This is a genomic window from Xanthomonas sp. NCPPB 3218, assembly GCF_056725185.1.
In genome coordinates this window covers 4,007,048-4,031,871 of the sequence record NZ_CM161516.1, presented here as the reverse complement: position 1 = coordinate 4,031,871, position 24,824 = coordinate 4,007,048, and the positions used below count along the sequence as shown (strand labels likewise).

The window sequence follows — 24,824 nt, the reverse complement described above, 5'->3', positions numbered from 1 at the left end:
CTTGCGCGGCTGCCGGCGTGGGACCTTGAGCGGCATGGATGCCGCGCCAGAGCCTACATGGATGTACTTGCGGCGTGTCCCACACCGGTACGCGTGCAAGCGCCCGCAGCAAACCGAAGCATTCGCGCAAAGTCGGCAGACATCGTGCGCGAGGCTGTTCTGTGTCGGTACGCGTGCAAGCGCCTGCAGCAACCCGATGCATTCGTATAAAACCCGCAGATGCTGCCCCCAAGATTGGTGGCGCGGCGCCGCATCCAGTGTCGGTAGGCGCACAGGCGCCCGCAGCAAATCGACGGCCTTGCAAGAAAGTTGGAACACCAAACACCAGAACGGCCAGCAGATCACACTGCCGGCCGTCAGGTTTGCATCGTCCAGCGAATGAGCGGTGTTACGCCACCGCAGCCGTCTTGCCGGCGACCACGCCGCGCTCGCGCTGACGCAGCAGGCGGTTGGCTACATCCAGCCACGCCAGGGCGCTGGCTTCGATGATGTCCTTGCTGGTGCCGGTGCCTTCGTATTCCACGCCATCGTGGCGCACGCTCAGGCTGGCTTCGCCGCGCGCATCTGCGCCGATGCCCACGCTGTGTACCTGGTAGCTGTCCAGCTCCAGCTTCACACCGGTGGCCGACGCCAGCGCGCCGAAGAGCGCGTCTACCGGGCCATTGCCCTGTGCGGTTTCGGCCACGCGATTGCCTTCCGGGTCGGACAATTCCACCAGCGCATTGGCACGGCTGCCGACATCGCTGATGGTCATCGACGCCAGGCGATAGCCTTCCTGCACGGTGGCGTCCTGCATCAAGGCCTGCAGGTCCGCGTCGGTGACCACACGCTGCTTTTCGCACAACGCCTTGAACTGCTCGAAGACCAGCTTGACCTCTTCTTCCTCCAGCAGATACCCCAAGGCACGCAGGCGCTGTTCCACCGCCGCGCGGCCGCTGTGGCGGCCCAGCACCATCTGCGAGGACTCCCAGCCCACGTCTTCCGGACGCATGATTTCGTAGGTGCCGCGATGGCGCAGCATGCCGTGCTGGTGGATGCCCGACTCGTGCGCGAACGCATTGCCGCCGACCACTGCCTTGTTGCGCTGCACCGGCATGCCGACCAGGCGCTGCAGCAACTGCGAGGTGGAGACGATGCGAGGGGTGTTGATGTCGGTATCGATGTTGTAGAACGCACCGCGCACCTTCAGTGCCATGGTGATTTCTTCCAGCGCGCAGTTGCCGGCGCGCTCGCCGATGCCGTTGATGGTGCACTCGACCTGCCGTGCGCCGCCTTCGATCGCCGCCAGCGAGTTGGCCACCGCCAGGCCCAGATCGTTGTGGCAGTGCGCGCTGAAGATCACGGTGTCGGCACCTTCCACGCTGGCGATCAGGCGCGAGAACATGCCGCGGATCTCTTCCGGCGTGGTAAAGCCTACCGTGTCCGGCAGATTGATCGTGGTGGCACCGGCGGCGATCGCCACGCGCGCCACCTCGGCCAGGAAATCTTCTTCGGTGCGGGTGGCGTCTTCGGCGGAGAACTCGATGTCGTCGATATAGCCGCGCGCCAGCGTCACATGCTTGTGCACCGACTCCAGCACCTGCTCGCGGCTCATGCGCAGCTTGTGCTCGCGGTGCAGCGGGCTGGTGGACAGGAAGACATGCAGGCGCGGATTGGCGGCTGCCTCCAGCGCACGTGCAGAGGTTTCGATATCAGCCTGCAGGCAGCGCGACAGCACCGCCAGCGTGGGGCGACGCAGCTCGCGGCCGATCATCGTGACGGCCTCGCGGTCCGAATGCGAACTGGCCGGGAAACCGGTTTCGATGATGTCCACGCCGAGTTCGTCCAGCGCGCGCGCCATTACCAGCTTTTGCTGGGGCGTCATGCTGCAGCCGGGGGATTGCTCGCCGTCGCGCAGGGTGGTGTCGAAAATTCGGATACGCGGGGTCTGGTTGGATACGGTCGTGTTCACCAGGAAGACTCCTCTACGGCGATGGCGGTGACAGGCGTTGGAGCGACTGCGGATGGGCGGGAAAGAACGGGTGTTTCGGGAAGTGACTTGGCGCTGCGTTCGTTGCGAAGTCGCTCGGTATTGCGACGACGCGGCTTGCGTGGCGGCCGCGGCCGCACCTCGGACAAGAGTGTGGCCAGAACAGTTGCGTCGATATTACCGCCAGAGACCACCGCACACTTGCGTTTCCCTGAAACGCGGCGACCGGCGGCCAAGGCCAGCGCGCCAGCGCCCTCGGCGATGACGTGTTCTTCCAGGGCCAGGCGCACCAGCGTTTCGCGTAATTCCGCCTCGCGCACGATCACCACATCGTCGAGCAGGCTCGCGCACAGGCGGCGGGTCAGAAAGCCGGGAATCTTGACCTTCACGCCGTCGGCCAGGGTGGGGACGGGAGCGATTTCACGCAGATCGCCACGTACGGCGCGCGCCATCGAATCGACACCTTCCACCTGCGCGCCGACGATGCGCACGCCTTGCGATTTCAGCGCCAGCGCCACCCCGGAGGCCAGCCCGCCGCCGCCGATCGGCACGATCACCACGTCCGGCGCATGCGCGGCCAGCTCGATGCCGACCGTGCCTTGCCCGGCGATCACATCCGGGTCGTCGAAGGCGGACAGAAAACGGTAGCCGTTCTGGTCGGCCAGCTCGCGCGCGAACGCAAACGCCTCGTCGTAGCTGTTGCCATGCTGGCGGACGGTGGCGCCCCAGTGCGCGACGCCGGCGATCTTGGTCTGCGGCGCGCCGTAGGGCATCACCGTGATGGCCTGCACGCCCAGCCGGTACGCCGACCACGCTACGCCTTGCGCATGATTGCCGGCCGAGGCGCAGATCACCGGGCGCTCGTCGCCGCGTTCCAGCCCTGCCAGCAAGGCATTCAATGCACCGCGCACCTTGTAGGAGCCGGTGCGCTGCAGATTTTCCAGCTTCAACCACACACCGAAGCGTTCGGCGTAATGCAACGGCGTGGGCGACAGATACTTGCGCAGACGGGCCTGCGCGGCCAGAACGTCGGCCACGCTGACCGCCACGTCGCCTACGTCTGGCTCCTGCGGGGAGGGGCGGCCGGAATCAGGCATTGCGGCACGCGCACGGCCGATCCGGGAGAAGACACCTCCGGACAGCAGTTTCATGCTCGCGCGAGGTCCGGGCGTTCACGCCGCGACCTCGACCGAGTCCAGCACGGTGATCGTCACCGACTCGCAGTCGTACACCTTCTCCAGCTGCAGGCGCAGCGTCTCCGGCGGGCGGGTGCTGTCCACGTCCAGTTGCAGATGCCAGCGGCCGGCATCGTCCGGGGCGCTGGCGCCCTGGATGGCGCAGGGGCGGAAGCCGCGTCGCTCGGTCATGCCGAGCACGCGCACCAATGCGCCTTCGGCCGGCTTCAGCACCAGATCAAGCCGGTAACGCATGCGATGTCTCCTTGGCCGCGTGTGCGGGATTGCTGTCCAGCATGGTGCTGTTGGCGTTGTTGGGCGGCACCAGCGGCCATACGTTGGCACGCGCGTCGATGGCCACATGCAGCAGGCCGGGGCCGGGTTGCGCCAGCAGTTCGGCCAGTGCGGCATCGACATCGCCGCGCGCGATGATGCGCTTGGCCGGGATGCCGAAGACCTGCGCCAGGGCGGCAAAATCCGGGTTGTCGGACAGATCGATTTCGCTGTAACGCTCGGCAAAGAACAGTTCCTGCCATTGCCGCACCATGCCCAGCGAGCTGTTGTCCAGCAACACGATTTTGACCGGCAGCTTGCAGCGCGCGATCGTCACCAGCTCCTGCACGTTCATCATGAAACTGCCGTCGCCGGAGACCAGCACCACGGTGCGGTCGGGGCAGGCGAACTGCGCGCCCATCGCCGCCGGCAGGCCGAAGCCCATCGTGCCGAGCGCGCCGCTGGTGAGGTGATTACGCGGATCGTTGAAGCGGCAATGCTGGGCCACCCACATCTGATGCTGACCCACGTCGCACGCGATGATGGTGTCGGCCGGGGCCACTTCGCTCAGGCGCTTGAGCAGCGCCGGCGCGTAGATATCGGTGCCGGGCGCGTCGTAACGCGCGCCGAATTTTTCGCGGTTGGCAAAGCAGCGCGTGCGCCATGCCTGGCAATTGCCACGTGCTGCGCTCAATGCCTTCAGACTGACCGCCACATCGCCGGGCACGGCGATGTCGGCCGTGCGCAGCTTGGAGATTTCATACGCATCGGCATCCAGATGGATGACGCGCGCGAATGGTGCGAACTCGCTCAACTTGCCGGTGGCACGGTCGTCGAAGCGCGCGCCGACCACCACCAACAGATCGCATTCCTGGATCGCCATATTGGCCGCACGGGTGCCGTGCATGCCCAGCATGCCCAGATAATCCGGATGCGCATGCGGCAACGCGCCCAGCCCGCGCAAGGTCAGCGCGGTGGGAATGCCGGTGGCTTCGACAAAGCGCCGAAACGCCTCCACCGCACCGGCCAGGGCGATGCCGCCACCGCCGTACACCACCGGGCGTTCGGCACTGGCGATGGCCGCCAGCGCTTCGGCCAATTTCGCATCCTCCGGGGCCGGAGGTGGCAACACTGCCGCCGGCACATGATCGGGCAGATGCGAGGCATCGGCGATCTGCACGTCCTTGGGCAGGTCGATCAGCACCGGCCCGGGGCGTCCTTCGCGGGCGATGCGGAACGCTTCGCGCACCATCTCCGGGAGATCCTCCACACGCCGCACCAGAAAGCTGTGCTTGACGATCGGCATGGTCATGCCGAACACGTCCAGTTCCTGGAACGCATCGGTGCCCAGCAGGGGCGTGGCGACCTGGCCGGTCAGGCACACCATCGGGACCGAATCGAGCATCGCATCGGCGATGCCGGTGACCAGATTGGACGCGCCCGGGCCGGAGGTGGCCACGCACACGCCGACCCGGCCGCTGGCACGGGCGTAGCCGTTGGCGGCGAGGGCGGCGCCCTGTTCGTGACGGACCAGGATGTGCTTGAGCCTGGAATCCACCAGGGCATCGTAGAACGGCATGATGGTGCCGCCCGGATAACCGAACAGCGTTTCCACGCCCTCGGCTTCCAGGGCCTGCGTCAGCCAGCGCGCGCCGTTGCGGGGCGTGCTGTGTGCGGAGGTGTTCATGCGTTGCGGACCTTCGGTGTTAGCGGTGGGGGTGCGGCGGCATTACGCCGCTTGTTGATTCGCAGGTGCGGCGGCGGCCTGCTGCTGACCGTTGAGCCACACCATCTTGGCGCGCAGCTTCTTGCCCACTTCCTCGATCGGGTGCTCCAGATCGGCCTGCTTGAACTTGTTGTAGTTCGGCAGGCCGGCTTCGTATTCGGCCACCCAGTTCTTGGTAAAGGTGCCGTTCTGGATATCGGTCAGCACGTCCTTCATGCGCGCCTTGGTGCTGGCGTCGATCACGCGCGGGCCGCTGACATAATCGCCGTATTGCGCGGTTTCGGACACGAATTCCAGCATGCGGGTGATGCCGCCTTCGTAAAACAGGTCCACGATCAACTTCAGTTCGTGCAGCACTTCGTAGTACGCGATCTCCGGTTGGTAGCCGGCTTCCACCAGCACTTCGAACCCGGCCTGCACCAGCGACGAGGCGCCACCGCACAGCACGGCCTGCTCGCCGAACAGATCGGTTTCGGTCTCTTCCTTGAAGGTGGTCTTGATGATGTTGGCGCGCGCGCCGCCCAGGCCGCCGGCATAGGTCAGCGCGAACTGCTCGGCCTTGCCGCTGGTGTCCTGGTAGACCGCATAGATGCACGGCACGCCGCGGCCGATCTCATATTCGCGACGCACCAGCGCGCCCGGGCCCTTCGGCGCGACCAGCACCACGTCCAGATCGGCGCGCGGGGTGATCATGTCGAAATGCACGTTCAGGCCATGCGCAAACAGCAGGCAGGCGCCTTGCTTCATGTTCGGGGCGATGACCTCTTCGTAGAGCTTCTTCTGCACCATGTCCGGGGTCAGGATCGCAACCAGGTCGGCACTCTTGACCGCCTCGGCCGGCGCCACCACGGTGAAGCCGTCGGCCTGAGCCTTGGATTCGGTCGGGCCACCGGCACGCAGGCCGACGGTGACCTCGAAGCCGGAATCGCGCAGGTTCAGCGCATGCGCGCGGCCCTGGCTGCCGTAGCCGATGATCGCGATTTTCGGTTGGGTGTCGTTGCTCATGGAGTAGTCCTTGCGGGGTTGGCAGTGGGAAAAGGATCAGCCGGCAGCGTCAGGGGCTGGCCGGCCGAGCAAAGCGGGGATGGACGACGGCACCGGCCATGCAGGCACTGCACCAGCGCAGTGGCCGGCGCGGGTAGGGCAGTTGGTGGCGATGTCGGTGATGTCGTTCATGTCATTCGAAACTTTTGGTGGTCCCTGAAACGCGAAACCCCGCGCCGTTGCCGGTGCGGGGTCTGATCGAAGCCTTGTGTGTCTGTTGCCTACACGAAGTCCCGTCCCGCACCGGTTGGCGAGGTAATAAGTACGAGCACGAGAAGCGACGCTGCCGACGCGCCGATGGGCGCGGACACTGGGGCGTTCGAGGTGGTGTGGCGGTGCGACATGTGGCTGAGATAACCATCGCTGCAGGTGGGGTGTCAACCCTTGCGCATGAAACGGCCGCATCAATCGGCGCTGTGCCGCGCGAAACCGCGTGGCAGCAGCATGGTTGCTGTTGAAACCGCATCGTTGCAGGGTGGTGACGGGCGATGCGAGTCACTAAATGCGCGGTATTTGTGCTGACAGGCAGCGCTTGTCGAGCGAGGCGGCCCGACCCGCTGGTATGGTTGGCCACTTACCTGTGGTGTCCGGGGATCTTCTGTCATGCGTCGCGTACCTGTGTTGTTGATGTCTGCCCTGGCGCTGCTCGCGCCGCCCCTCACTGCTGCCGACCGGATCACCGGGCAGCCGTTCGCCACCCGCTCCGAAGTCATCGCCCCGCATGCGATGGCGGCGACCTCGCAGCCGTTGGCCACCCAGATCGCGCTGGATGTGATGAAGGACGGCGGCTCGGCGGTGGATGCGGCGATTGCCGCCAATGCCGCGTTGGGCCTGATGGAGCCCACCGGCAACGGCGTCGGCGGGGATCTGTTCGCCATCGTCTGGGACCCCAAGACCAGCAAGCTCTACGGCTACAACGGTTCGGGCCGCTCGCCCAGGTCGCTGACCCTGGCCGAGTTCCAGCGCCGTGGGCTGAAGGACATACCGCCGACCGGCCCGTTGCCGGTCTCGGTGCCGGGCGCGGTGGATGGCTGGTTCGCGCTGCACGAGCGCTTCGGGCGCAAGCCGATGGCGCAGAACCTGGCCCCGGCGATCCGCTACGCCCGTGAAGGCCATCCGGTGGCCGAGACCATCGCCTATTACTGGGACCGCTCGGTGCCGCGGCTGTCGCAGTACCCCGGCTTCAAGGAGCAGTTCACCATCGACGGCCATGCTCCGCGCAAGGGCGAGCTGTGGAAGAACCCGAACCTGGCCAACACCTTGCAGCAGATCGCCGACGGTGGCCGCGATGCGTTCTACAAGGGCGACATCGCCCGCACCATCGGCGCCTATTTCAAGGCCAATGGCGGCTACCTGAGTTACGAGGATCTGGCCAGCCACACCGGCGAGTGGGTGGAGCCGGTGTCCACCAACTACCGTGGTTATGACGTCTGGGAGTTGCCGCCCAACAGCCAGGGCATCGCCGCGCTGCAGATGCTCAATATCCTGGAAGGCTACGATTTCTCCAAGATACCGTACGGCTCGGCCGAGCATGTGCACCTGTTCACCGAAGCCAAGAAGCTGGCCTTCGCCGACCGCGCGCGCTTCTATGCCGACCCGGCGTTCCAGCCGGCGCCGCTGGCCAGGCTGATTTCCAAGGACTACGCCGCGCAGCGTCGCGCGCTGATCTCCATGGACAAGGCGCTCAAGGAAGTGCAGCCGGGCACGCCCAAGCAGCTGGAAGAAGGCGACACCATCTACATGACCGTGGCCGATGCCGACGGCATGATGGTGTCGCTGATCCAGTCCAATTACCGCGGCATGGGCAGCGGCATGGCCCCGCCCGGGCTGGGCTTCATCCTGCAGGACCGCGGCGAGATGTTCGTGCTGAAAAAGGATCACCCCAACGGCTACGCGCCGGGCAAGCGGCCGTTCCAGACCATCATTCCCGCCTTCGTCACCAAGGACGGCAAGCCGTGGCTGAGCTTCGGGGTGATGGGCGGGGCGATGCAGCCGCAGGGACACGTGCAGATCGTGATGAACCTGGTGGACTTCCATATGAATCTGCAGGAGGCCGGCGACGCGCCACGCATCCAGCATGAAGGCTCCACCGAGCCGACCGGCCAGGCCACCGCGATGAGCGACGGCGGCGAGGTCAACCTGGAAACCGGCTTCTCCTACGACACCATTCGCGCGCTGATGCGCAAAGGCCACCGGGTGATCTTTGCCGATGGCCCGTATGGCGGGTACCAGGCGATCGCGCGCGACCCGGCCAGCGGGGTGTATTACGGCGCTTCGGAAAGCCGCAAGGACGGGCAGGCCGCCGGCTACTGAGCGGGCGCTTGCGGTGCGTGGCGCCGCTCAATTGCAACCGCAGTGCGCCGCTAATGATGGTGATGGATTAGGAAAGCCCATGAGCTCGATGCAACAGCCCGATCCGCCGTCGCAAACGCATGCGGCGCTGCTCCCCGATGCACCGGTCGCGCTGTTGCGGCTATCGGCCGAGGCCTGCGTGGTGGCCTGCAACCGCGCAGGCCTGGACGTCCTGGGCAAGACCGCCGGCGAGCTGCAAGGCGCACCGGCGTCGGTGTTGTGGGGATTGTGCGCAGCCGATCTGATCGGCGAAGACGGCGTCTGGGCGGCCCCGGGCGACGACCCGGCCCGGCGCGTGCGCTATGTGCGCGACCGCGAGCACGGTGGCTGGATGCTGTCGTTGCCGCATGTGGAAACCGCGATCCTGCTGCGCGAAGCCACCCGTCTGGCCGACGACAGCCGACCGGTGCCGATCTCGCCGCTGCTGCAGCCGCTGGTGGCGCGCCTGCAGGCCGAACACGAAGACCGCACCGTGCTGGAGCGCACCGCCAACGCGTTGGCTGGTTGCGAGCTGGAACTGCTGCTGCCGCCCGGTCTGGCGGAGACCGACATGGGGCGCCGGCTGCAGGCCGGCTTCGGCAATCTGGCCGAAGCGATCCGCCAGGCCGTGGCGTTGTCGGTGCAGATCGCCGCCGAAGTGCCGCCGCTGGTGGCCGAAAACGACGGCATGGTGCGTCAGTCGCAGGCGCAGGCCGATGCACTGGATGGCGCCCGCACGGCGGTGCAGCGGCTCTCTTCGAGCCTGCAGGACGTCAACGCCGATCTGGCGCAGGTGATTGCGCTGGCCGCCAGTGCCGACGACAGCGCACGTCAGGGCGTCGCCGCCGCACATGCGCTGGGCCAGGCCATGCACGAAGTGGAACGTCGCGCCGCGCGTGCCGGCGAGGTCATCGAAGTCATCGACTCGGTGGCGTTCCAGACCAATATCCTGTCGATCAACGCCGGTATCGAAGCCGCGCATGCCGGCGATGCGGGGCGCGGGTTCGCGGTGGTCGCCACTGAGATCCGCCGCCTAGCCGAACGGGCGGCAGCGGCAGCGCGCGACGTGCGCGCGATCCTGGCCGAAACCAGCGCCGCGGTGGGCGAGGGTGCGGCCTCCGCGCGCGGCACCGAAGCGGTACTCGACGGCATCACCCGCGTGCTCGGCCAGGCCAGCAGCGCGATGACCACCGTGGCCGGGCGGATCCAGGCGCAGGACGGTGAGATTCGCGGCATCGAACGTGCCGTCGATGGCGTGGTGGCGCTAGGTCGCAGCAACCTGCAGCATGCCGCGCACGTGGCCGAACGCAGCGAGGCGCTGGAGCGCGGTACCGAAACGCTGCGCGATTGCGTGGGCCTGTTCCGTCTGCCGGCCGACCCGCTGACAGTGCCCCGGCACGCGCGCGTCAAGGAACTCACCGTGGCGACCGCCGCTCGTATCGGCACTGCCCTGGCGCAGGCCATCGCACGCGGCCAGATCGACGAAGCGGCGCTGTTCGCCCGCACCTACACGCCGATTGCCGGCGTGGAGCCGGCCAAGTTCAGCACCGACTTCGATGCGCTTTGCGACGAGGTGTTGCCGGCCTTGCAGGAGCCGCTGCTGGATGCGCATCCGTGGATCGTGTTCGCCATCTGCGCCAATCCCGACGGCTATGTGCCCACGCATAATCTGCGCTTCACCCAGCCGCTGACCGGCGATCCCAAGCGCGATCTGGTCGGCAACCGCACCAAGCGCAAGTTCACCGACCGCGTCGGCCGCAGCGTGGGCGCGCACACCGACCCGTATCGCCTGCAGGTCTACCGCCGCGACACCGGCCAGATCATGTTCGACCTGTCGGCCCCGATCTACGTCGGCCGCAAGCACTGGGGCGGTTTGCGGGTGGGCTATACGCTGGACTAGCTTGCGTGGTCACTGCGGCGCGGCGGATACGGCACTGGACGTCGTCGCTGTGGTGGTGTCGCCCAACTGCTCGGCAAGAAAGCGTTCGAGCGTGCGGTAGAAGGTGACCTGGTTGGCCTCCTTGTAGAAGCCGTGGCCTTCCTTGGGAACGGCCATCCACTGCGGCGCGTTGCCGCTGCGCGTCAATGCCGCGCGCAGGCTCTTGGCCTGTGCAAACGGGGCGCGTTCGTCCTCTTCGCCGTGCACGAGCAGCACCGGCACCTTGATGCGCTCGGCCAACATCACCGGGGAGTGTGCGGCCAGTTCGGCGGCATCACGGCCGATGGCGCGCTCCAGATAATTCAGGCCGTACTCGCTGCGATTGATGTCGCCCTTGCTGTACATCATCTGCAGATCGTAGATGCCGGCCACACCGACCGCGCAGCGGAACAACTCCGGCGCCTTGACCTGCACCATCATGGCGGCATACGCGCCGAAACTGGCGCCGTAGCTGCAGATGCGCGTCTGATCGGCCAGTCCCTGGCCCACCGCCCAGCGTACGCCGTCGATCAGATCGTCCTGGATGCGTTCGCCCCACTGGCGATATCCGGCGCGCTCGAACCGGTTGCCACGACCCAGGCCGCCGCGATAGTTGACCTGCAGCACCAGATACCCGCGGCTGGCCAGGAACTGGGCGTCGGTATCGAAGGCCCAGCCATCGCCATCTGCGTGCGGGCCGCCGTGCGGCAGCAGGATCATCGGCAGGCGCACCCCATTTGCGGCGTTGCCGGGAACGGTGAGCACGCCGTCCAGGGTCAAGCCGTCGCTGGCTTGAAAGGTCACCATGCGCCGCTCGCTCATCTGCGCTGCCTGCAATGCATTGCGTGCCTTGATGACGAGTTTGAGCGTATTGCTCGGCCGGTCGAAGATGTACCAGGCTCCGGCATCGCGGTCGCTGTAGGCCCTCAGCAGCAGGCCATTGCCGTCCTCGGTGAAATTGATGAAGTCCACGTACTGGCCGGCCAGGGTCTGGCTCAGGCTCCGGTGCAGTTGCGCTTCGGCGGTGTCCTGCTCGAAATAGCGCAGTGTCGGCCGCCCTGGCCCCAGCCGTGCAGCAAACGGCGTTTGCGGCGCCGAACCCCATTGCAGGTCATCCACGCTGTAGAACGGGTCCGACGCAAGCACCCTGCGCTGCTGGCCATCGGGATCGGTGGCCACCAGGACTGCAGGGCCACCCGCGTCGCTGTACCAGCCATAGAGGCGGCCCGGCTGCCGCGCGAATGCGATCGGTCGCCAGCTAGCCTGGACCTGGCTCATTGGCGACCAGCCATTGCCCGAGCGGCGGAACAGCAACGGGTTATCGTTGTCGTCGGTGCCGTACGCGTAGTGCGCCACGCCATCGTGGTCGAGCACGAATCGCAGATCGGGGACGTCGATGTCGGCCATCAGGCGATGGGTGGTGGTGTTGGCGTCGACGTCGTAGAGCATCGAGTGGCGCGAGTCCAGTGACAGACGCCGCATGTAGAAGTGCCCGTTGCGGCGACTCGGCAGGCCCTCGATATAGCCGAATCCGCGCTCCAGGCCCGCATTGCGCGTGCTTTGCAGGTAGCCGTACACATAGCGCTGATTGCTGCCATCCAGATCGGTGGCGATGATCTCGCCCATCGGCACGGGTTCTTCCAGCGAGCCGAGTTTGCGCCCCTTGCCGATCACCAGCCGCCGGTCGCTGACCCAGGCAATGCGCACCGGCAATTCATAACGCGGCAAGCGCAGCATCGTGGTGGATTGCATGCCGGCGATGCGGTAGACCACCAGCGCGTAGTTGCCATCGCCCAGATTCGCACTGACCGCCAGATGCTTTCCATCGGGTGACATCGCCGGCGAGGTGATCGGACCGGATTCGACGAATGCCTCGACAGGCGGCGCAGAGGCGGCCTGCGCGGTCCCTGAAAAAAATATTCCCGTCAGCAGCACTGCCGCCCAGCCAAACCGGTGCATCCTCTGCATCTGCGTCGTCCATCCCCTGTTTCACAGAACGATAACGAACCGGCGACGGCTGTGGCAAGTAGGTCCAAAAAAAAGCCGCCGAAGATCGGCGGCAGGGAGAGAGAGCGGGTTTCTTGTTGTAGTGACTGCAGGCTAGCGGGGGGATGTGCCGTGGAAATGTCCCTGCATGGCGCCGCTGGCGTGCTGCGTGCCAAGCGGCCGCCTGCGTGTCAGCCCTGGCACATGCACAACGACCTCCCGAGGGAGGCCGTTGTGACAACCGGCGTATCCAGCCAGCGGGCCCGGCGGCCCAAGGGCGCGCGATCAGAAGCGCTGGGTGTACTGCAGGTAGCTGTAGCGTCCCGGGATGGCATAGGCCGAGTCGAACGAGTTGGCAGAGGCGCTGAGCGCCACCGGCGGGTCGCGGTCGAAGACATTGTTCAAACCCACGCGCACAGTCGCATTCCACGGCAGCTGGTAAGACACCTGCATGTCGTTGAACGCAGTCGCCGCGACGTGGCGATAGTTGCCGGTGTCGTCCAGCTCCGAGTCGTAGTCCTTCATGCCCGAGTAGTACCGCACGGCCCAGTTGGCGGCCAGGTTGCCGTAGCTCCAGTCCAGGGTGAGCGTGCCGCGCGTGCGCCAGTTCGGGTTATCGGTGTGGTAGATGCCGTTGTAGCTTTCCCAGGCCGCATTGTCGTCCTGCTTCTGCTCGTTGACGGCCACGTAGGTCGAATCCAGCGTCAGCATGAACTGACCGATCGCGGTCTGCGGCAGTTTGTAGCGCGCGGTGAAATCGTAGCCTTCCATGCGTTGCTCGCCGACGTTCACCGGCTGGATCACCAGGCCGGTGATAGCGCCGGTGGCATCGCGGGTGACCAGGTCGCAGAACGCCGAGACATTGAACTGGTAACACTGCGACAGGATCTGGTTGGCGCTGAATTCGGTGATGGCGTCGGTGATCCTGATCTTCCACCAGTCCAGCGACACATCCAGGCCTTGCACCGAGGCGGGGCTGTAGACGAAACCGAGCGTGGCGTTCTTAGACTTTTCCGGCTGCAGGTTGGCGTTGCTGGTGTAGGTGAACGGATAGATGGTCTGGCCGGAGTTGCCGCTGGCGCTGTTGTACTCGGCCACGTAATTGGCCGGTACGCCGCCGGCCGCGCACGCGGTGGCAATCGCGCCGGTGTAGGAGGTGCTGTTGGTCGAGCAGGGATCGGAATAGGTATCGAAGCTGTCCGATGCGCCCAGGTACAGGTTTTCGATCGATGGCGCGCGGAAGCCGGTAGCGTAGTTGCCACGGATCAACAGGTCGGCGACCGGTTTCCACTTGAAACCGAATTTGCTGTTGGTGGTGCTGCCGAAGGTGTTGTAGTCCGAGTAACGCACGGCTGCGCTCAGTTCCAGCAATTGCGCACCGGCCACATCCTTCAGCAGCGGAATCGCCACTTCGGTGTAGTAGTCGTTGAGCGTGTACGAGCCGGAGGTGGGCGTAAACGAATTGCCCGAGGTGTAACCGGCCGAAATCAACGCATCCGGCGAGGAGAAGCCGCTTTCCTCGCGATGCTCGACGCCGGCGGCAAAGCTCATCCAGCCGGCAGGAAGCTCGAACAGATCGCCGGTGAGGTTGGCGGTGAAACTGCTGTTCTTGTACTGATAGGTGTTGTGCGCGGTGAACAGGATGTAGTCCAGCATCTCCTGAGTCACGCCACCGGCCGGCGACAGTGGGTTGAATGGCACGCAGCCGGCAATGACTGCGCCGCCGCTGTCCAGGCACGACAGGGTGCCATTGACGATGGCGGATGCGCCGAGCGCGTTGCCCAGGTTGAGCAGGTTGACGTCGCCGTACTGGGTTTCGGTCTGGTCGGTCTGATTGTGCGCAAAGCCCACGTCCCAACTGAACTGCCTGTCCGCAAACTGGAAGTCGCCTTCCAGCCCGGTATACACGTGCGAGGTCTTGACGTCCTGCTGGTAGGTGCGCGCGAATTCGGTCAACCGATGCGACCAGCCCACATCGCGTCCGTCGCCGCCGTAGGCGCTGTTGTACGGGTTGTAGTAGCTGTCGCCGCTCATCAGGATGCCGGTGTTGACCGAGGCCAGCGGAAAGCCGGCCAGCTGCTGTGACGATTGGCGGCGGTTGTAGAGTCCATCGAACTTGAAGCGCACGTTCTCGGTAAGTGCGTAGTTGCCCTGCACGTACAAGGCATCACGCTTCTGCGGCGTGACCAGGTAATTGTCCTTGGCGTAGTTGTAGCCGTAGTCGGAGGTATTGAAGGCGGTGTACTGGTCCAGACCGTAGCGCGGATAATTGCTGTCGCCGCTGGCGGTTGCGCTGCCGGGCAACACGGTCCAGGCACCGCTGTTGCCACCTGCACGCAGACGGCCACTTGCCGAGTAGCTGCTGTACGCCGACGACCCTGCGCCATACACCGGCTCGGCCGAGATCTCGCGGTCGCCTGCCATCACCGCATCTTCCTTGACGCTGGACAGCCCGATCACCAGATTGCCGCGCTCGCTGGTGGCGCCCACGGTGGCATCGAACGAGGTGCGCTGACCGTCGCCCTGGCCGTACTGGCCGACGTAGGCATTGACTTCGGCACCATCGAAATCGCTGCGGGTGATGATGTTGACCACACCGGCGATGGCATCGGAGCCATAGATCGACGAGGCGCCGTCCTTGAGCACTTCCACGCGCTCCACGATGGCCGACGGGATGGTGTTGAGATCCACCGAGCCGGACAGGCCCGACACCCAGCGCCGTCCGTTGACCAGGACCAGGGTGCGCGAGGCACCCAGGTTGCGCAGGCTCACGGTGGCCGAGCCGTCGCCGCCGTTGTTGACGGTGGAGTTCATCGTTGCGCCATTGGAGGGGATGCGCTTGAGCACGTCGGCCACCGAGGTCAGACCCTGCTTTTCGATGTCCTGACGCGTGAGCACCAGCACCGGTTGCGAATTTTCCACATCGACAGAGCGGATGCGCGAGCCGGTGACTTCGATCTTGTCCAGATTGGTCGGACTCTTGTCGGTCTGTTCCTGGGCAACGGCACTGGTGGTGATGCACAGGCCGATGGCGATCGCGAGCGAGCCCCGACGCAGGGTCGGGTGGAGCGTGGACATAGTCATGTGTACGGCGATTCCCGGTAGAGGAGGAACGACAGCGCGATCCCCGTTGGATGGCACCTGCGCATGTACGTCTTCATCGGCACGACACGCAGGCTTAGCGGGAATTTAACGAGCGCGTGTCGCCACCGTTTTTCGCCAATCGGCGCCTTGTCGCGCTGCGCCGCGCACAGTGCGCGGGTGCGCCATGCAATGCCGTGGCGAGGCCGTGCATGTGCACCGCCGACCTGCGGCGGCAGGCGGAGACATATGTCGCTGTGAAAGGCGAGGCTACTGCTGCACGCTCTGCCAGGTGGGCAGCGTTCGCTGCCCAGAACGGCATGCGTCGCTGGCGCACTCGGTGCGGGCGCATTGCCGACGCCCCGCGATATTTTTTCAGCCGCGCAGGGTGCGATGTGGTTTAATCGCCGCCGAAGTGGGGGTACCGCAGTACGCTGCGGTTGAGATAGTCCCTTCGAACCTGATCCGGCTGATACCGGCGTAGGGAAGCTTCGTTAGATGCGATGGTCCGTGCCTGCACGGGTGCATCGCCATTGAGCGCCGCCGCTTCGTCCGCCTGCGAATCCTTCGCAGGGCCAGCGCCGTGGGTGCTGGTCTTCCAGCACACAGGACGAACGCCATGAATGCCGCGCCGACCGTTTTGCAGCAACAAGCCCAGTCGCTGTCCGAGGCTGTGACCCAGCCGATTCCAGGCTCCCGCAAGGTCTTCGTGCAGGGTTCGCGCGCCGACCTGCAGGTGCCGATGCGCGAGATTGCATTGACCCGCACACCGACCCTGTTCGGTGGCGAGGACAACGCGCCGCTCAGCGTCTACGACACCTCCGGGCCGTATACCGACCCGCATGCCGCGATCGATCTTGCCGCCGGTCTGGCGCCGCTGCGCGCGCGCTGGATCGCCGAGCGTGGCGATACCGTGGCGCTGGATGGCCTGAGTTCCAGCTTCGGCCGCGGCCGCGAGCACGATGCGCGCCTGGATGCGGTGCGCTTTCCTGCACGGCGCCTGCCACGCGTGGCGCGCGAGGGTGCCAACGTCACCCAGATGCATTACGCGCGGCGCGGCATCATCACCCCGGAAATGGAGTTCGTGGCGATCCGCGAAAACCAGCGCCTGGAAGCGGTGGCCGACGCGATGCTGCGCAAGCAGCATCCGGGCGAAGCCTTCGGTGCCGCGATCCAGCAACGCATCACACCGGAATTCGTGCGTGACGAAATCGCACGCGGCCGCGCGATCCTGCCCAACAACATCAATCACCCGGAAAGCGAGCCGATGATCATCGGTCGCAACTTCCTGACCAAGATCAACGCCAACATCGGCAACAGCGCGGTGTCGTCCGGCATTGCGGAAGAGGTCGAAAAGCTGGTGTGGTCGATCCGCTGGGGCGGCGACACGGTGATGGACCTGTCCACCGGCAAGCACATCCACGAAACGCGCGAATGGATCATCCGCAATTCGCCGGTGCCGATCGGCACGGTGCCGATCTATCAGGCGCTGGAAAAGGTCGACGGGCGTGCGGAAGAGCTTACCTGGGAAATCTTTCGCGACACCTTGATCGAGCAGGCCGAGCAGGGCGTGGATTACTTCACCATCCACGCCGGCGTGCTGCTGCGCTATGTGCCGCTGACGGCAAAGCGGGTGACCGGCATCGTCTCGCGCGGCGGGTCGATCCTGGCCAAGTGGTGCCTGGCCCATCACAAGGAAAACTTTCTCTACACGCACTTCGAAGACATCTGCCAGATCATGAAGGCCTATGACGTGGCGTTTTCGCTGGGCGATGGCCTGCGCCCGGGCTGCATTGCCGATGCCAACGATGCAGCCCAGTTCGGCGAGCTGGAAACGCTGGGCGAGCTGACCAGAATCGCCTGGAAGCACGATGTGCAGACCATGATCGAAGGTCCGGGGCATGTGCCGATGCAGCTGATCAAGGAAAACATGGACAAGCAGCTGCGCGAATGCGGCGAGGCGCCGTTCTATACCCTGGGGCCGCTGACCACCGATATCGCGCCCGGCTACGACCACATCACCAGCGCCATCGGTGCGGCGATGATCGGCTGGTTCGGCACCGCGATGCTTTGCTATGTCACGCCCAAGGAACATCTGGGCCTGCCCAACCGGCAGGACGTACGCGACGGCATCATGGCCTACAAGATCGCCGCACATGCTGCGGATCTGGCCAAGGGGCATCCCGGTGCGCAGGTGCGTGACAACGCCTTGAGCAAGGCGCGTTTCGAATTCCGGTGGGACGACCAGTTCCATCTCGGGCTGGATCCGGAAAAGGCCAGGGAGTTCCACGACGAAACCCTGCCCAAGGAGGCGCACAAGCTGGCGCACTTCTGCTCGATGTGCGGGCCGCATTTCTGCTCGATGAAGATCACCCAGGACGTGCGCGATTATGCGGCCGAGCACGGTATGGGCGAGGCGCATGCCTTGTCGGCGGGAATGGAAGAGAAGTCGGCACAGTTTCTGGCGCAAGGCGCGCAGGTGTATCGCGCCACGTGACATGCGGCAGCATCGTCGCGTTGCAGCAGACCGACTGGCTGCTTAGGAAAAATTCAGCTTCGACTTAGTCAGATCGCAGCGCGGTACGCAAGTGCCGCGCGGTGACTGCGTTGCAAGCGGTTACAGCCCGCAAGCATTTCGCGGCATTTTCCTGAATCGCAGATAAAAAAATCGCGCCAGAGGCGCGAAGGGGACATCGTAATTATTTGAATTCGTCGGCGAGAGAGAGAGAGCCTGACGTCGCCACCTGTCGTAGGGAAGCAACGAGGCATAGAGTAAAATTTGCACCAAATGGATGCATGACACAGTTGGTTGTGGTCCTTTGCTGAATTTGGCGTTTCGCGCGAAGTGCGTGTTGCGTTCTTTGTAGTCCTTGCATGCCGATGCGTGTTTCTTGCCGATGAGTGTTCCTCCCGCTAATGCCATGCCATCGGGCCGGTTACGTGTCGGCCAATGCGTGGTCGACGTCGCCTCGCGCGAGGTGCATGCGCCCGGCGCCAAGCGCGCCGCGCGTCTGGCGCCGAAATCCCTGGCGGTATTGCTGACGCTGGCGCGGCAGCCGGGCCAGGTGGTGACGCGCGAGCAACTGCTGGCCGAGGTCTGGCCCGACACCTTGCCGACCAACGACGTGGTGACCCAGGCGGTCACGCAACTGCGCAAGGCATTGGCCAGCAACGGCAGCCAGCGCTTCGAGCATATCGAGACCATTGCCAAGACCGGCTATCGGCTGCTGGCCCCGGTTGCGTGGGAGCAGCCGTCGGACGGTCCGGCCGATGTTGCCGCGCCCGCGACGGCGGTGACTGCATCGGACAAGGAGCCCGGCGAGCGCAACCGCACCGCCGGCGTCACCGCGACTGCTGCAGTGGAGCGCAGCCCGGTCACCCGGCAGCCTCCAGCATCGGTTCCGCCTGCGTCGGCTGCAGTGCGGCAGCGCCGATGGATGGCCTTGGCAGTGGCCAGCGTGGCCTTATTGGTGGTGCTGGGACTGGCGGCGCGGACGCTGTGGATGCGCGCGCCGGATCGCGACGCGGCAGCGGCCTCGGCAGTGCTCGGCAGCCCCAAGCGCCCGTATCAGATCATCACTGCGGGCGGCGGATTCGATCTCATGCCCAGCCTGTCGCCGGACGGGGCGATGGTGGCCTATGCCTCGCTGACCAGCGATCGCGCAGGCACTTCGATCCTGGTCAAGACCACCAACAACGCCTACCCGCGCGTGCTGGACACGCCGGCGGCCGGTATCTCCGATCGGCTGCCGGCCTGGTCACCGGATGGGCGCGAGATCGCCTTCTCGCGGCAGGCGCCCGATGGCAGCTGCCGCATCATGATTGCTGCTGCCAACGGCCCGGCTGCCGCACGCGAGGTGGCGCGCTGCGATGGCGCGGACATGCTGAGTTTCAGTTGGTCGCCGGACGGCCGTGCCCTGCTGTTCGGCAGCATGACCGGCATGCACGGGTCGCCGCGCATGCGGCGGCTGGATCTGGAAACCGGCCAATGGCAGCCGCTGCGCTACAGCGCGCAGTCGAGCGACTTCGACTACACGCCGCGCTATTCGCCCGACGGGCACTGGATCGTGTTTCTGCGCAATCCGCAGCTTGGCGATCTGTGGCGCATTTCGGCAAGCGGCGGAACCGCCGAGCGGCTGACCCACGACAACGCCGATATCCGTGGCTGGAGCTGGTTGCCCGACGGCAGCGGGCTGATCTTCGGGCGTCGTGTGGACAGCGAAGCGCGGCTCTACCGGCTCGATCTGGTCGACCGCAGCCTGCATGACCTCGGTGTGGACGATGCGCAGGCACCGGATGTGGCGCATGGTCATCTGGTCTTCGTGCAGCGCAAACCGCAATTTGGCGTCTATCAGGTCATTCACGACCCCATGAATGGCGGCTACATTCGCCGCCGGCTGTTTCCTTCCAGCGGGCGCGACGATCAGCCGATGATTGCGCCGGACGGGCGCCAGTTGATCTTTGCCTCCAATCGCTCCGGTGCGTACGGCCTGTGGTGGGGCGATGTCGGCAAGCCCGGCTCGGTGCGCCTGATCGAAGGCCTGCGGCCGGATGCGCGCCAGGCCGCCGACTGGTCGGCCGACTCGCAACACGTGCTGGTCAGCGGCAGCGATGCGCACGGGCATGCGGCACTGTTCGAAGTGACCCCGAGTACCGGCAAGGCGCTGCGGCTCCCGGTGCCGCAGCCGCGACCGTTGCAGGCGATCCATGTTCCCGATCCCGATCAGTTGTTGGTGGTGGCTGCCGCCGATGACGGGCGCACCTTTGCCACGCTCTACGACAGACGCAGTGCTCCATGGCGCGCGCTGGCGTCGCTGCAGGACGTCTCGCAGCTGCGGCTGGACCGCGCCAGCGGCCAGGTATTGCTGACGCGTCTGACCGGCGGCGGGCTATGGCAGGTCGCCCCGTCGCTGGCCGCCGACACCTTGCGACCGGTCGATCCGCAGCAGCCATCGCGCTGGCGCTATCGCAGCTGGGCTCCCGGCGCGCGCGGGCAATTGCATTACCTGTCGTCCACAGACGCCTGTGCCACCTATGACAGCGACCTGCGCGGCGGTGTCGGGCGCTGCATGGATGCGGCCAAGTACACCACCATCAATGGTTTCAGCGTGGATCAGCGCAGCGGCGCGTTGTATGTGGCATTGGCAGAAGAAGACGGCAGCTCGATTGCCTTCATGGCGTTGCCGGAGCGCCTGGCCACGCCGTTGGGTGTGATATCCAACCTGTTGATCGTGTTGAGGAAAATCGCTTCGTAAGTTTTTCGGAAAGACTTCGTGGCAATTTCGGCAGACCTTCGTCGGAACTTCCTGACTGACGCCAGATTCGGCAAAACACTACGCCCTCTTTTGTACAGGGGGCTGCCACCATGCAACAGGTCATCACCGCAGATCGCGGGCTCGCACTTTCCTTGGACGGTGCCAGCGAGCCGACGTCGACGACCTGTCTGGCGGTCTCCCGCCTGGGCAGCATCCGGACCGCCGCGGCCACGTTCACGCTGTGGGTGCAGTTGCGCGGCCGCGCCTGGGTGGAGTCAAAGGAAGGGCGCTTCCGTCTGCGCGCCGGCGACTGGATCGCCTTCGACAAGGAATCGCATCCCACCGTACAGGCCGACCGCAGCGCGCTCTGTGTCGGCGTCAGCCTCGATGGCGACAGTCTGCAGTCGCTGGCCGAGTTGACCGACGCCACGTTGTATCCGGGACGCAGCCAGCTGTCGCGTGGCGATCTGCGCATTGCATTGCGTCTGTGGCGTAATGCGGCTGCGCAGAGCGGCGGTGCATCGGCACGCCCGTTGTTGCTGCATCTGGCTGCGATGCAGCGCGACTTCATCGCGCAGGAGCAGCGCTGCCCGGGGCGTTCGCGCAGCCGTCGCCGTCAGGTCTTCGGTCGCATGCAACGCGCGCGGCTGTATCTGGAAGGCAACAGCGACCGCGTGGTGCGCATCGCCGAGCTGGCGCAGCTGACCAACTTCTCCAGCTGGTATGTGTCCAAGACGTTCCAGAGCCTGTACGAGGAAAGCCCGCAGGCCCTGTCGGCGCGCCTGCGCCTGGAACGCGCCTCCGATCTGCTGCGCGATACCTCGATGATGATCGGTGAGGTTGCTGCCGCAAGCGGGTTCGACAATTGCTGCAGCTTTGCGCGTGCGTTTCGTGCGCGTTTCGGTGTCTCCGCATCGCATTACCGCGACCAAACGACAAATCCGCCAGATTCGGCAAAGCCACGGAACGTGACGCGCAAAGCGACGATGTTCACGCAATCGTAATTTGCACAGGGGCGCTTAACGCGCCACTAACGAACCCTGGAGAGATTGATGAACCTTCGCACCTCCGCAGTGCGGCTGGGCCTGTTGCCCGCCGGTATTGCGATCGCGTTGACGCCGGCATTTGCCGTCGCGCAAGAATCGACCACCACGCTGGACCGTATCGAGATCACCGGCTCGCGCATCCGCAGCGCCGATGTCGAGACCCAGCAGCCGATTTTGACGCTTGACCGTCAGGCACTGGAAAAGCAGGGTCTGACCTCCGTCGCCGACGTGCTGCAGAACCTGACCTCCGCTGGTTCGCCGGCGATCTCGCGCGCTGATGCGCTGTCGTCGGGCGAAGACGTCGGCGGTTACTACGTCGATCTGCGTAACCTCGGCGCGCAGCGTACGTTGGTGCTGGTGAACGGTAAGCGTCTGGGTGCATCGACCTCCGGTCTGCAGGATCTCAGCCAGATTCCGATGTCGGCAATCGAGCGTATCGAAGTGCTGAAGGATGGCGCTTCGTCCATCTACGGTTCCGATGCCATTGCCGGTGTGGTCAACGTCATCACCCGCAAGCGTTTCGACGGCGCAGAAGCCAGTGTGCAGTTCGGCCAGTTCGGTCAGGGCGACGGCGATACCACGCAGTACTCCTTCACTGTCGGTTCGCAGGGCGAGCGCGGCGGCGTGACGCTGTCGGCCGAGTACTCCAAGCAGGATCCGGTGTTTGCCAAGAACCGCTGGTTCAGCCGCGATGGCTCGCGTGGTCCCAACTCCACCCCGAACAGCTGGAGCCCGATCAGCCAGAACGGCTCGTGGTGCAATCCGCTGCAGGTCGACTGCGCAGATCCGGACACCGCGGTGTGGCAGACCCTCAATGCCGGTGGTAACCCGAACAACCCGGCCGACTATCACCCCATCACCCCGGCCGAGTACGCCAACTCGAACCAGCAGATGATGGTGCAGACCGGTATCGAGCGGAAGTCGGTGTTTGCCAACGTCAACTACGACGTTGCCGATGCCATCACCTTCAACGCCGACATCGCTTACAACGAGCGCACGACCGACGGACAGATCGCGGGTTATCCGTACCAGTCCGGTTCGTTCGGCACGCCGCTTGAAGCCGGCAGCGCGTTCAATCCGGTTGGCCAGGACGTCGATTTCCGTCGCCGCCTGTGGGAAGTGCCGCGCGCCACCGAAAACCAGCTCAAGACCCTGCGCTTTGCGCCGACCTTGAGCGGCTACTTCGATCTCGGTGGCAAGACCTGGGACTGGGACGTTGGCGCGTTGTGGAATCGCAACGAGAACACCAAGCGCAGCCGTGGCGACATGAGCCTGATCGCATCGCGTCAGGCACTGGGCCCGTCCTTCATCAACGGCCAGGGCGTTGCACAGTGCGGTACCGCTGCCAACCCGACCCCGCTGTCGGCGTGCCGTCCGTGGAACCCGTTGCTGCCGTACAACGTTGCAGGTCAGGGTTCGCTCGCCGATCCGGCGTTGCAGGAATTCCTGTTCCCCACCTTCACCGATACCGGCCTGACCAAGACCACCAGCTTCACTGCCAACCTGTCCGGTTCGATCGTTGAACTGCCGGCTGGCGACCTGGGCATTGCGGTCGGCTATGAACACCGCAAGGAAGAAGGCCGCTTCTCTCCTGACGCATTCGCGCAGTCGGGCGAGAGCACGGGCCTGGGTGCCAAGACCACGCAGGGTGAGTACTCGCTGGACGAGGTCTACCTCGAATTGAATGTGCCGCTGCTGAGCGACGCCGCATTCGCCAAGGAACTGACCTTCAACGCTGCGACGTGTTACTCGGACTACAGCAACTTCGGCGACACGCTGAACTCCAAGTTCGGCCTGACCTGGCGTCCGCTGGAAGACCTGCTGGTGCGTGCGACCTATGCGGAAGGCTTCCGTGCGCCGACCATCAGCGATCTGTACGGCGGCCTGAGCAGCAGCTTCGAGGATTACATCGACCCCTGCGGCGTCGGTGCCCCGAACAGCGTCAACGGCAATGCGGCCTGCACCAATGCCGGCGTACCGTTGGGCTACACCCAGCTAGGTCAGGGCTTCGTGCCTTGCACGACCTACCCGTGCCAGACGCCTGACGAATTCGTCAGCGGTGCCAACCCGAACCTGAAGCCGGAAACCTCCACCAGCAAGACCGCTGGTCTGGTGTGGAGCCCGCGTTGGGTGCAGGGCCTGGATATCTCGCTGGATTGGTACCGCTACGAGATCAACGACATGATCATCGCCGATAGCGTCGACCGTATCCTGCGCGACTGCTACGTGCTGGGCAATTCGGAGCGCTGCGCAGGCGTGACGCGTGCAGCCGACGGCCATATCTCCTCGATGACCTACGGCGTGGCCAACCTCGGCCAGATGGAAACCGAAGGCTACGACCTGGGCGTGAAGTACCGTTTGCCGGAAACTGCAATCGGCTCTTTCACCCTGGATTGGCAGACCAGCTACGTCAGCAAGTACGACGAAGCCGGCCAGGACAGCGCGGGCAACGCCATCATGATCGGCCGCGTCGGCGAGCCGGGCATCTTCCGCGTGCGTTCCAACGTTGGCGTGAACTGGGCGCTGGGTGATTTCGGCGTCAACTACACCCTGCGTTACTACTCGGGCATGAAGGAAAGCTGCATCACGCTGGCCGAGGGCTATTGCGACGCCCCCGACCATTTCGCCAACGGCGAATCCGATCCGCTGCGCCACACCGGTTCCAACACCTTCCACGACCTGCAGGTCAACTGGAAGGCACCGTGGGACGCAACGATCGCACTCGGCGCGAACAACGTGTTCGATCACCGCGGTCCGCTGCAGTACTCGGCACCGAACAGCAGCTTCGCCTATTACGGCGGCTTCGAAATCGGTCGCTTCGTGTACATGAAGTACACCCAGCGTTTCTGATCCATCGACGCGCTGTAGCATGAGGGACGGGCCGCAAGGCCCGTCCTTTTTTTATGGTGAGGTGGATGCGATGCAGGCCTCTGCGGCCCTCATGATCAAAGCGACCGTGCCGACGGTCAGCCGACGCCACTGCCATCACTGATGACATCTGCACTGATGTGGCAAGCCGC

The 24,824-nt window shown here is 65.1% G+C and carries 13 protein-coding genes and 1 riboswitch; of the genes, 6 read left to right on the top strand and 7 right to left on the bottom strand.

The features are described 5' to 3' along the window. Nucleotides 1-388 precede the first annotated feature (388 nt). The 5 genes from AC1PLS_RS16680 to ilvC all read right to left on the bottom strand — a co-directional run bounded on the left by AC1PLS_RS16680 (nt 389) and on the right by ilvC (nt 6,148). Entirely contained in the window at nt 389-1,951 is a 1,563-nt protein-coding gene (locus tag AC1PLS_RS16680; protein WP_104542316.1) for a 2-isopropylmalate synthase, read from the bottom strand. After that, nucleotides 1,948-3,018 (bottom strand): threonine dehydratase, encoded by a 1,071-nt coding sequence (locus tag AC1PLS_RS16675; protein WP_024940103.1) that lies wholly within the window; start codon nt 3,016-3,018, stop codon nt 1,948-1,950. The genes AC1PLS_RS16680 and AC1PLS_RS16675 overlap by 4 nt, the downstream gene beginning before the upstream one ends. A 123-nt stretch (nt 3,019-3,141) precedes the next feature. After that, entirely contained in the window at nt 3,142-3,399 is a 258-nt protein-coding gene (locus AC1PLS_RS16670) for an ACT domain-containing protein (RefSeq protein ID WP_046344199.1), read from the bottom strand. After that, nucleotides 3,383-5,104: an acetolactate synthase 2 catalytic subunit gene (gene ilvG, locus AC1PLS_RS16665; RefSeq protein WP_016902671.1), complete on the bottom strand. Its 1,722-nt coding sequence runs from the start codon at nt 5,102-5,104 to the stop codon at nt 3,383-3,385. The genes AC1PLS_RS16670 and ilvG overlap by 17 nt, the downstream gene beginning before the upstream one ends. Before the next feature lie 42 nt (nt 5,105-5,146). Beyond that, entirely contained in the window at nt 5,147-6,148 is a 1,002-nt protein-coding gene (gene ilvC, locus AC1PLS_RS16660; protein WP_481103871.1) for a ketol-acid reductoisomerase, read from the bottom strand. 642 nt (nt 6,149-6,790) lie between these two features. Between ilvC and ggt the strand changes: the two genes are divergently transcribed. Together ggt and AC1PLS_RS16650 are read left to right on the top strand one after the other, a co-directional pair. Continuing rightward, a complete protein-coding gene (gene ggt, locus AC1PLS_RS16655; protein ID WP_166770336.1) occupies nt 6,791-8,500 on the top strand; it encodes a gamma-glutamyltransferase in 1,710 nt (569 codons plus the stop codon). A gap of 79 nt (nt 8,501-8,579) precedes the next feature. After that, the gene (locus AC1PLS_RS16650) at nt 8,580-10,418 is read left to right on the top strand and encodes a methyl-accepting chemotaxis protein (RefSeq protein ID WP_184613083.1); all 1,839 of its coding nucleotides are present in this window, start codon (nt 8,580-8,582) and stop codon (nt 10,416-10,418) included. A 9-nt stretch (nt 10,419-10,427) separates the two neighbouring features. On the opposite strand, the gene AC1PLS_RS16645 is transcribed toward AC1PLS_RS16650, so the two are convergent. Together AC1PLS_RS16645 and AC1PLS_RS16640 are read right to left on the bottom strand one after the other, a co-directional pair. Beyond that, nucleotides 10,428-12,404 (bottom strand): prolyl oligopeptidase family serine peptidase, encoded by a 1,977-nt coding sequence (locus AC1PLS_RS16645; protein WP_481103870.1) that lies wholly within the window; start codon nt 12,402-12,404, stop codon nt 10,428-10,430. Nucleotides 12,405-12,707: 303 nt separating this feature from the next. Next, on the bottom strand, nt 12,708-15,479 hold the full coding sequence (locus tag AC1PLS_RS16640; protein ID WP_481104510.1) for a TonB-dependent receptor: 2,772 nt from the start codon (nt 15,477-15,479) through the stop codon (nt 12,708-12,710). A 431-nt stretch (nt 15,480-15,910) separates the two neighbouring features. After that, a riboswitch (TPP riboswitch) is annotated at nt 15,911-16,008 on the top strand. A gap of 114 nt (nt 16,009-16,122) precedes the next feature. Here AC1PLS_RS16640 and thiC point away from each other — a divergent pair. The 4 genes from thiC (at nt 16,123) to AC1PLS_RS16620 (ending at nt 24,654) form a co-directional block, all read left to right on the top strand. Beyond that, nucleotides 16,123-18,000 (top strand): phosphomethylpyrimidine synthase ThiC, encoded by a 1,878-nt coding sequence (thiC, locus tag AC1PLS_RS16635; protein WP_481103869.1) that lies wholly within the window; start codon nt 16,123-16,125, stop codon nt 17,998-18,000. 424 nt (nt 18,001-18,424) lie between these two features. Next, nucleotides 18,425-20,758 (top strand): winged helix-turn-helix domain-containing protein, encoded by a 2,334-nt coding sequence (locus AC1PLS_RS16630; RefSeq protein WP_481104509.1) that lies wholly within the window; start codon nt 18,425-18,427, stop codon nt 20,756-20,758. Between the two features lie 110 nt (nt 20,759-20,868). Then, a complete protein-coding gene (locus AC1PLS_RS16625) occupies nt 20,869-21,762 on the top strand; it encodes a helix-turn-helix domain-containing protein (protein WP_024940093.1) in 894 nt (297 codons plus the stop codon). Between the two features lie 48 nt (nt 21,763-21,810). Continuing rightward, nucleotides 21,811-24,654 carry a TonB-dependent receptor plug domain-containing protein gene (locus tag AC1PLS_RS16620; RefSeq protein ID WP_481103868.1) on the top strand — a complete coding sequence of 948 codons (2,844 nt, stop codon included), beginning with the start codon at nt 21,811-21,813 and terminating at the stop codon, nt 24,652-24,654. The last annotated feature ends 170 nt before the right edge of the window (nt 24,655-24,824 follow it).

Coding starts and splice junctions, on each gene's coding strand:
- AC1PLS_RS16670 (WP_046344199.1), bottom strand. CDS start 3,399: ATGCGTTACCGGCTTGATCTGGTGCTGAAGCCGGCCGAAGGCGCATTG.
- ilvG (WP_016902671.1), bottom strand. CDS start 5,104: ATGAACACCTCCGCACACAGCACGCCCCGCAACGGCGCGCGCTGGCTG.
- ilvC (WP_481103871.1), bottom strand. CDS start 6,148: ATGAGCAACGACACCCAACCGAAAATCGCGATCATCGGCTACGGCAGC.
- ggt (WP_166770336.1), top strand. CDS start 6,791: ATGCGTCGCGTACCTGTGTTGTTGATGTCTGCCCTGGCGCTGCTCGCG.
- AC1PLS_RS16650 (WP_184613083.1), top strand. CDS start 8,580: ATGAGCTCGATGCAACAGCCCGATCCGCCGTCGCAAACGCATGCGGCG.
- AC1PLS_RS16645 (WP_481103870.1), bottom strand. CDS start 12,404: ATGCAGAGGATGCACCGGTTTGGCTGGGCGGCAGTGCTGCTGACGGGA.
- thiC (WP_481103869.1), top strand. CDS start 16,123: ATGAATGCCGCGCCGACCGTTTTGCAGCAACAAGCCCAGTCGCTGTCC.
- AC1PLS_RS16630 (WP_481104509.1), top strand. CDS start 18,425: ATGCCATCGGGCCGGTTACGTGTCGGCCAATGCGTGGTCGACGTCGCC.
- AC1PLS_RS16625 (WP_024940093.1), top strand. CDS start 20,869: ATGCAACAGGTCATCACCGCAGATCGCGGGCTCGCACTTTCCTTGGAC.
- AC1PLS_RS16620 (WP_481103868.1), top strand. CDS start 21,811: ATGAACCTTCGCACCTCCGCAGTGCGGCTGGGCCTGTTGCCCGCCGGT.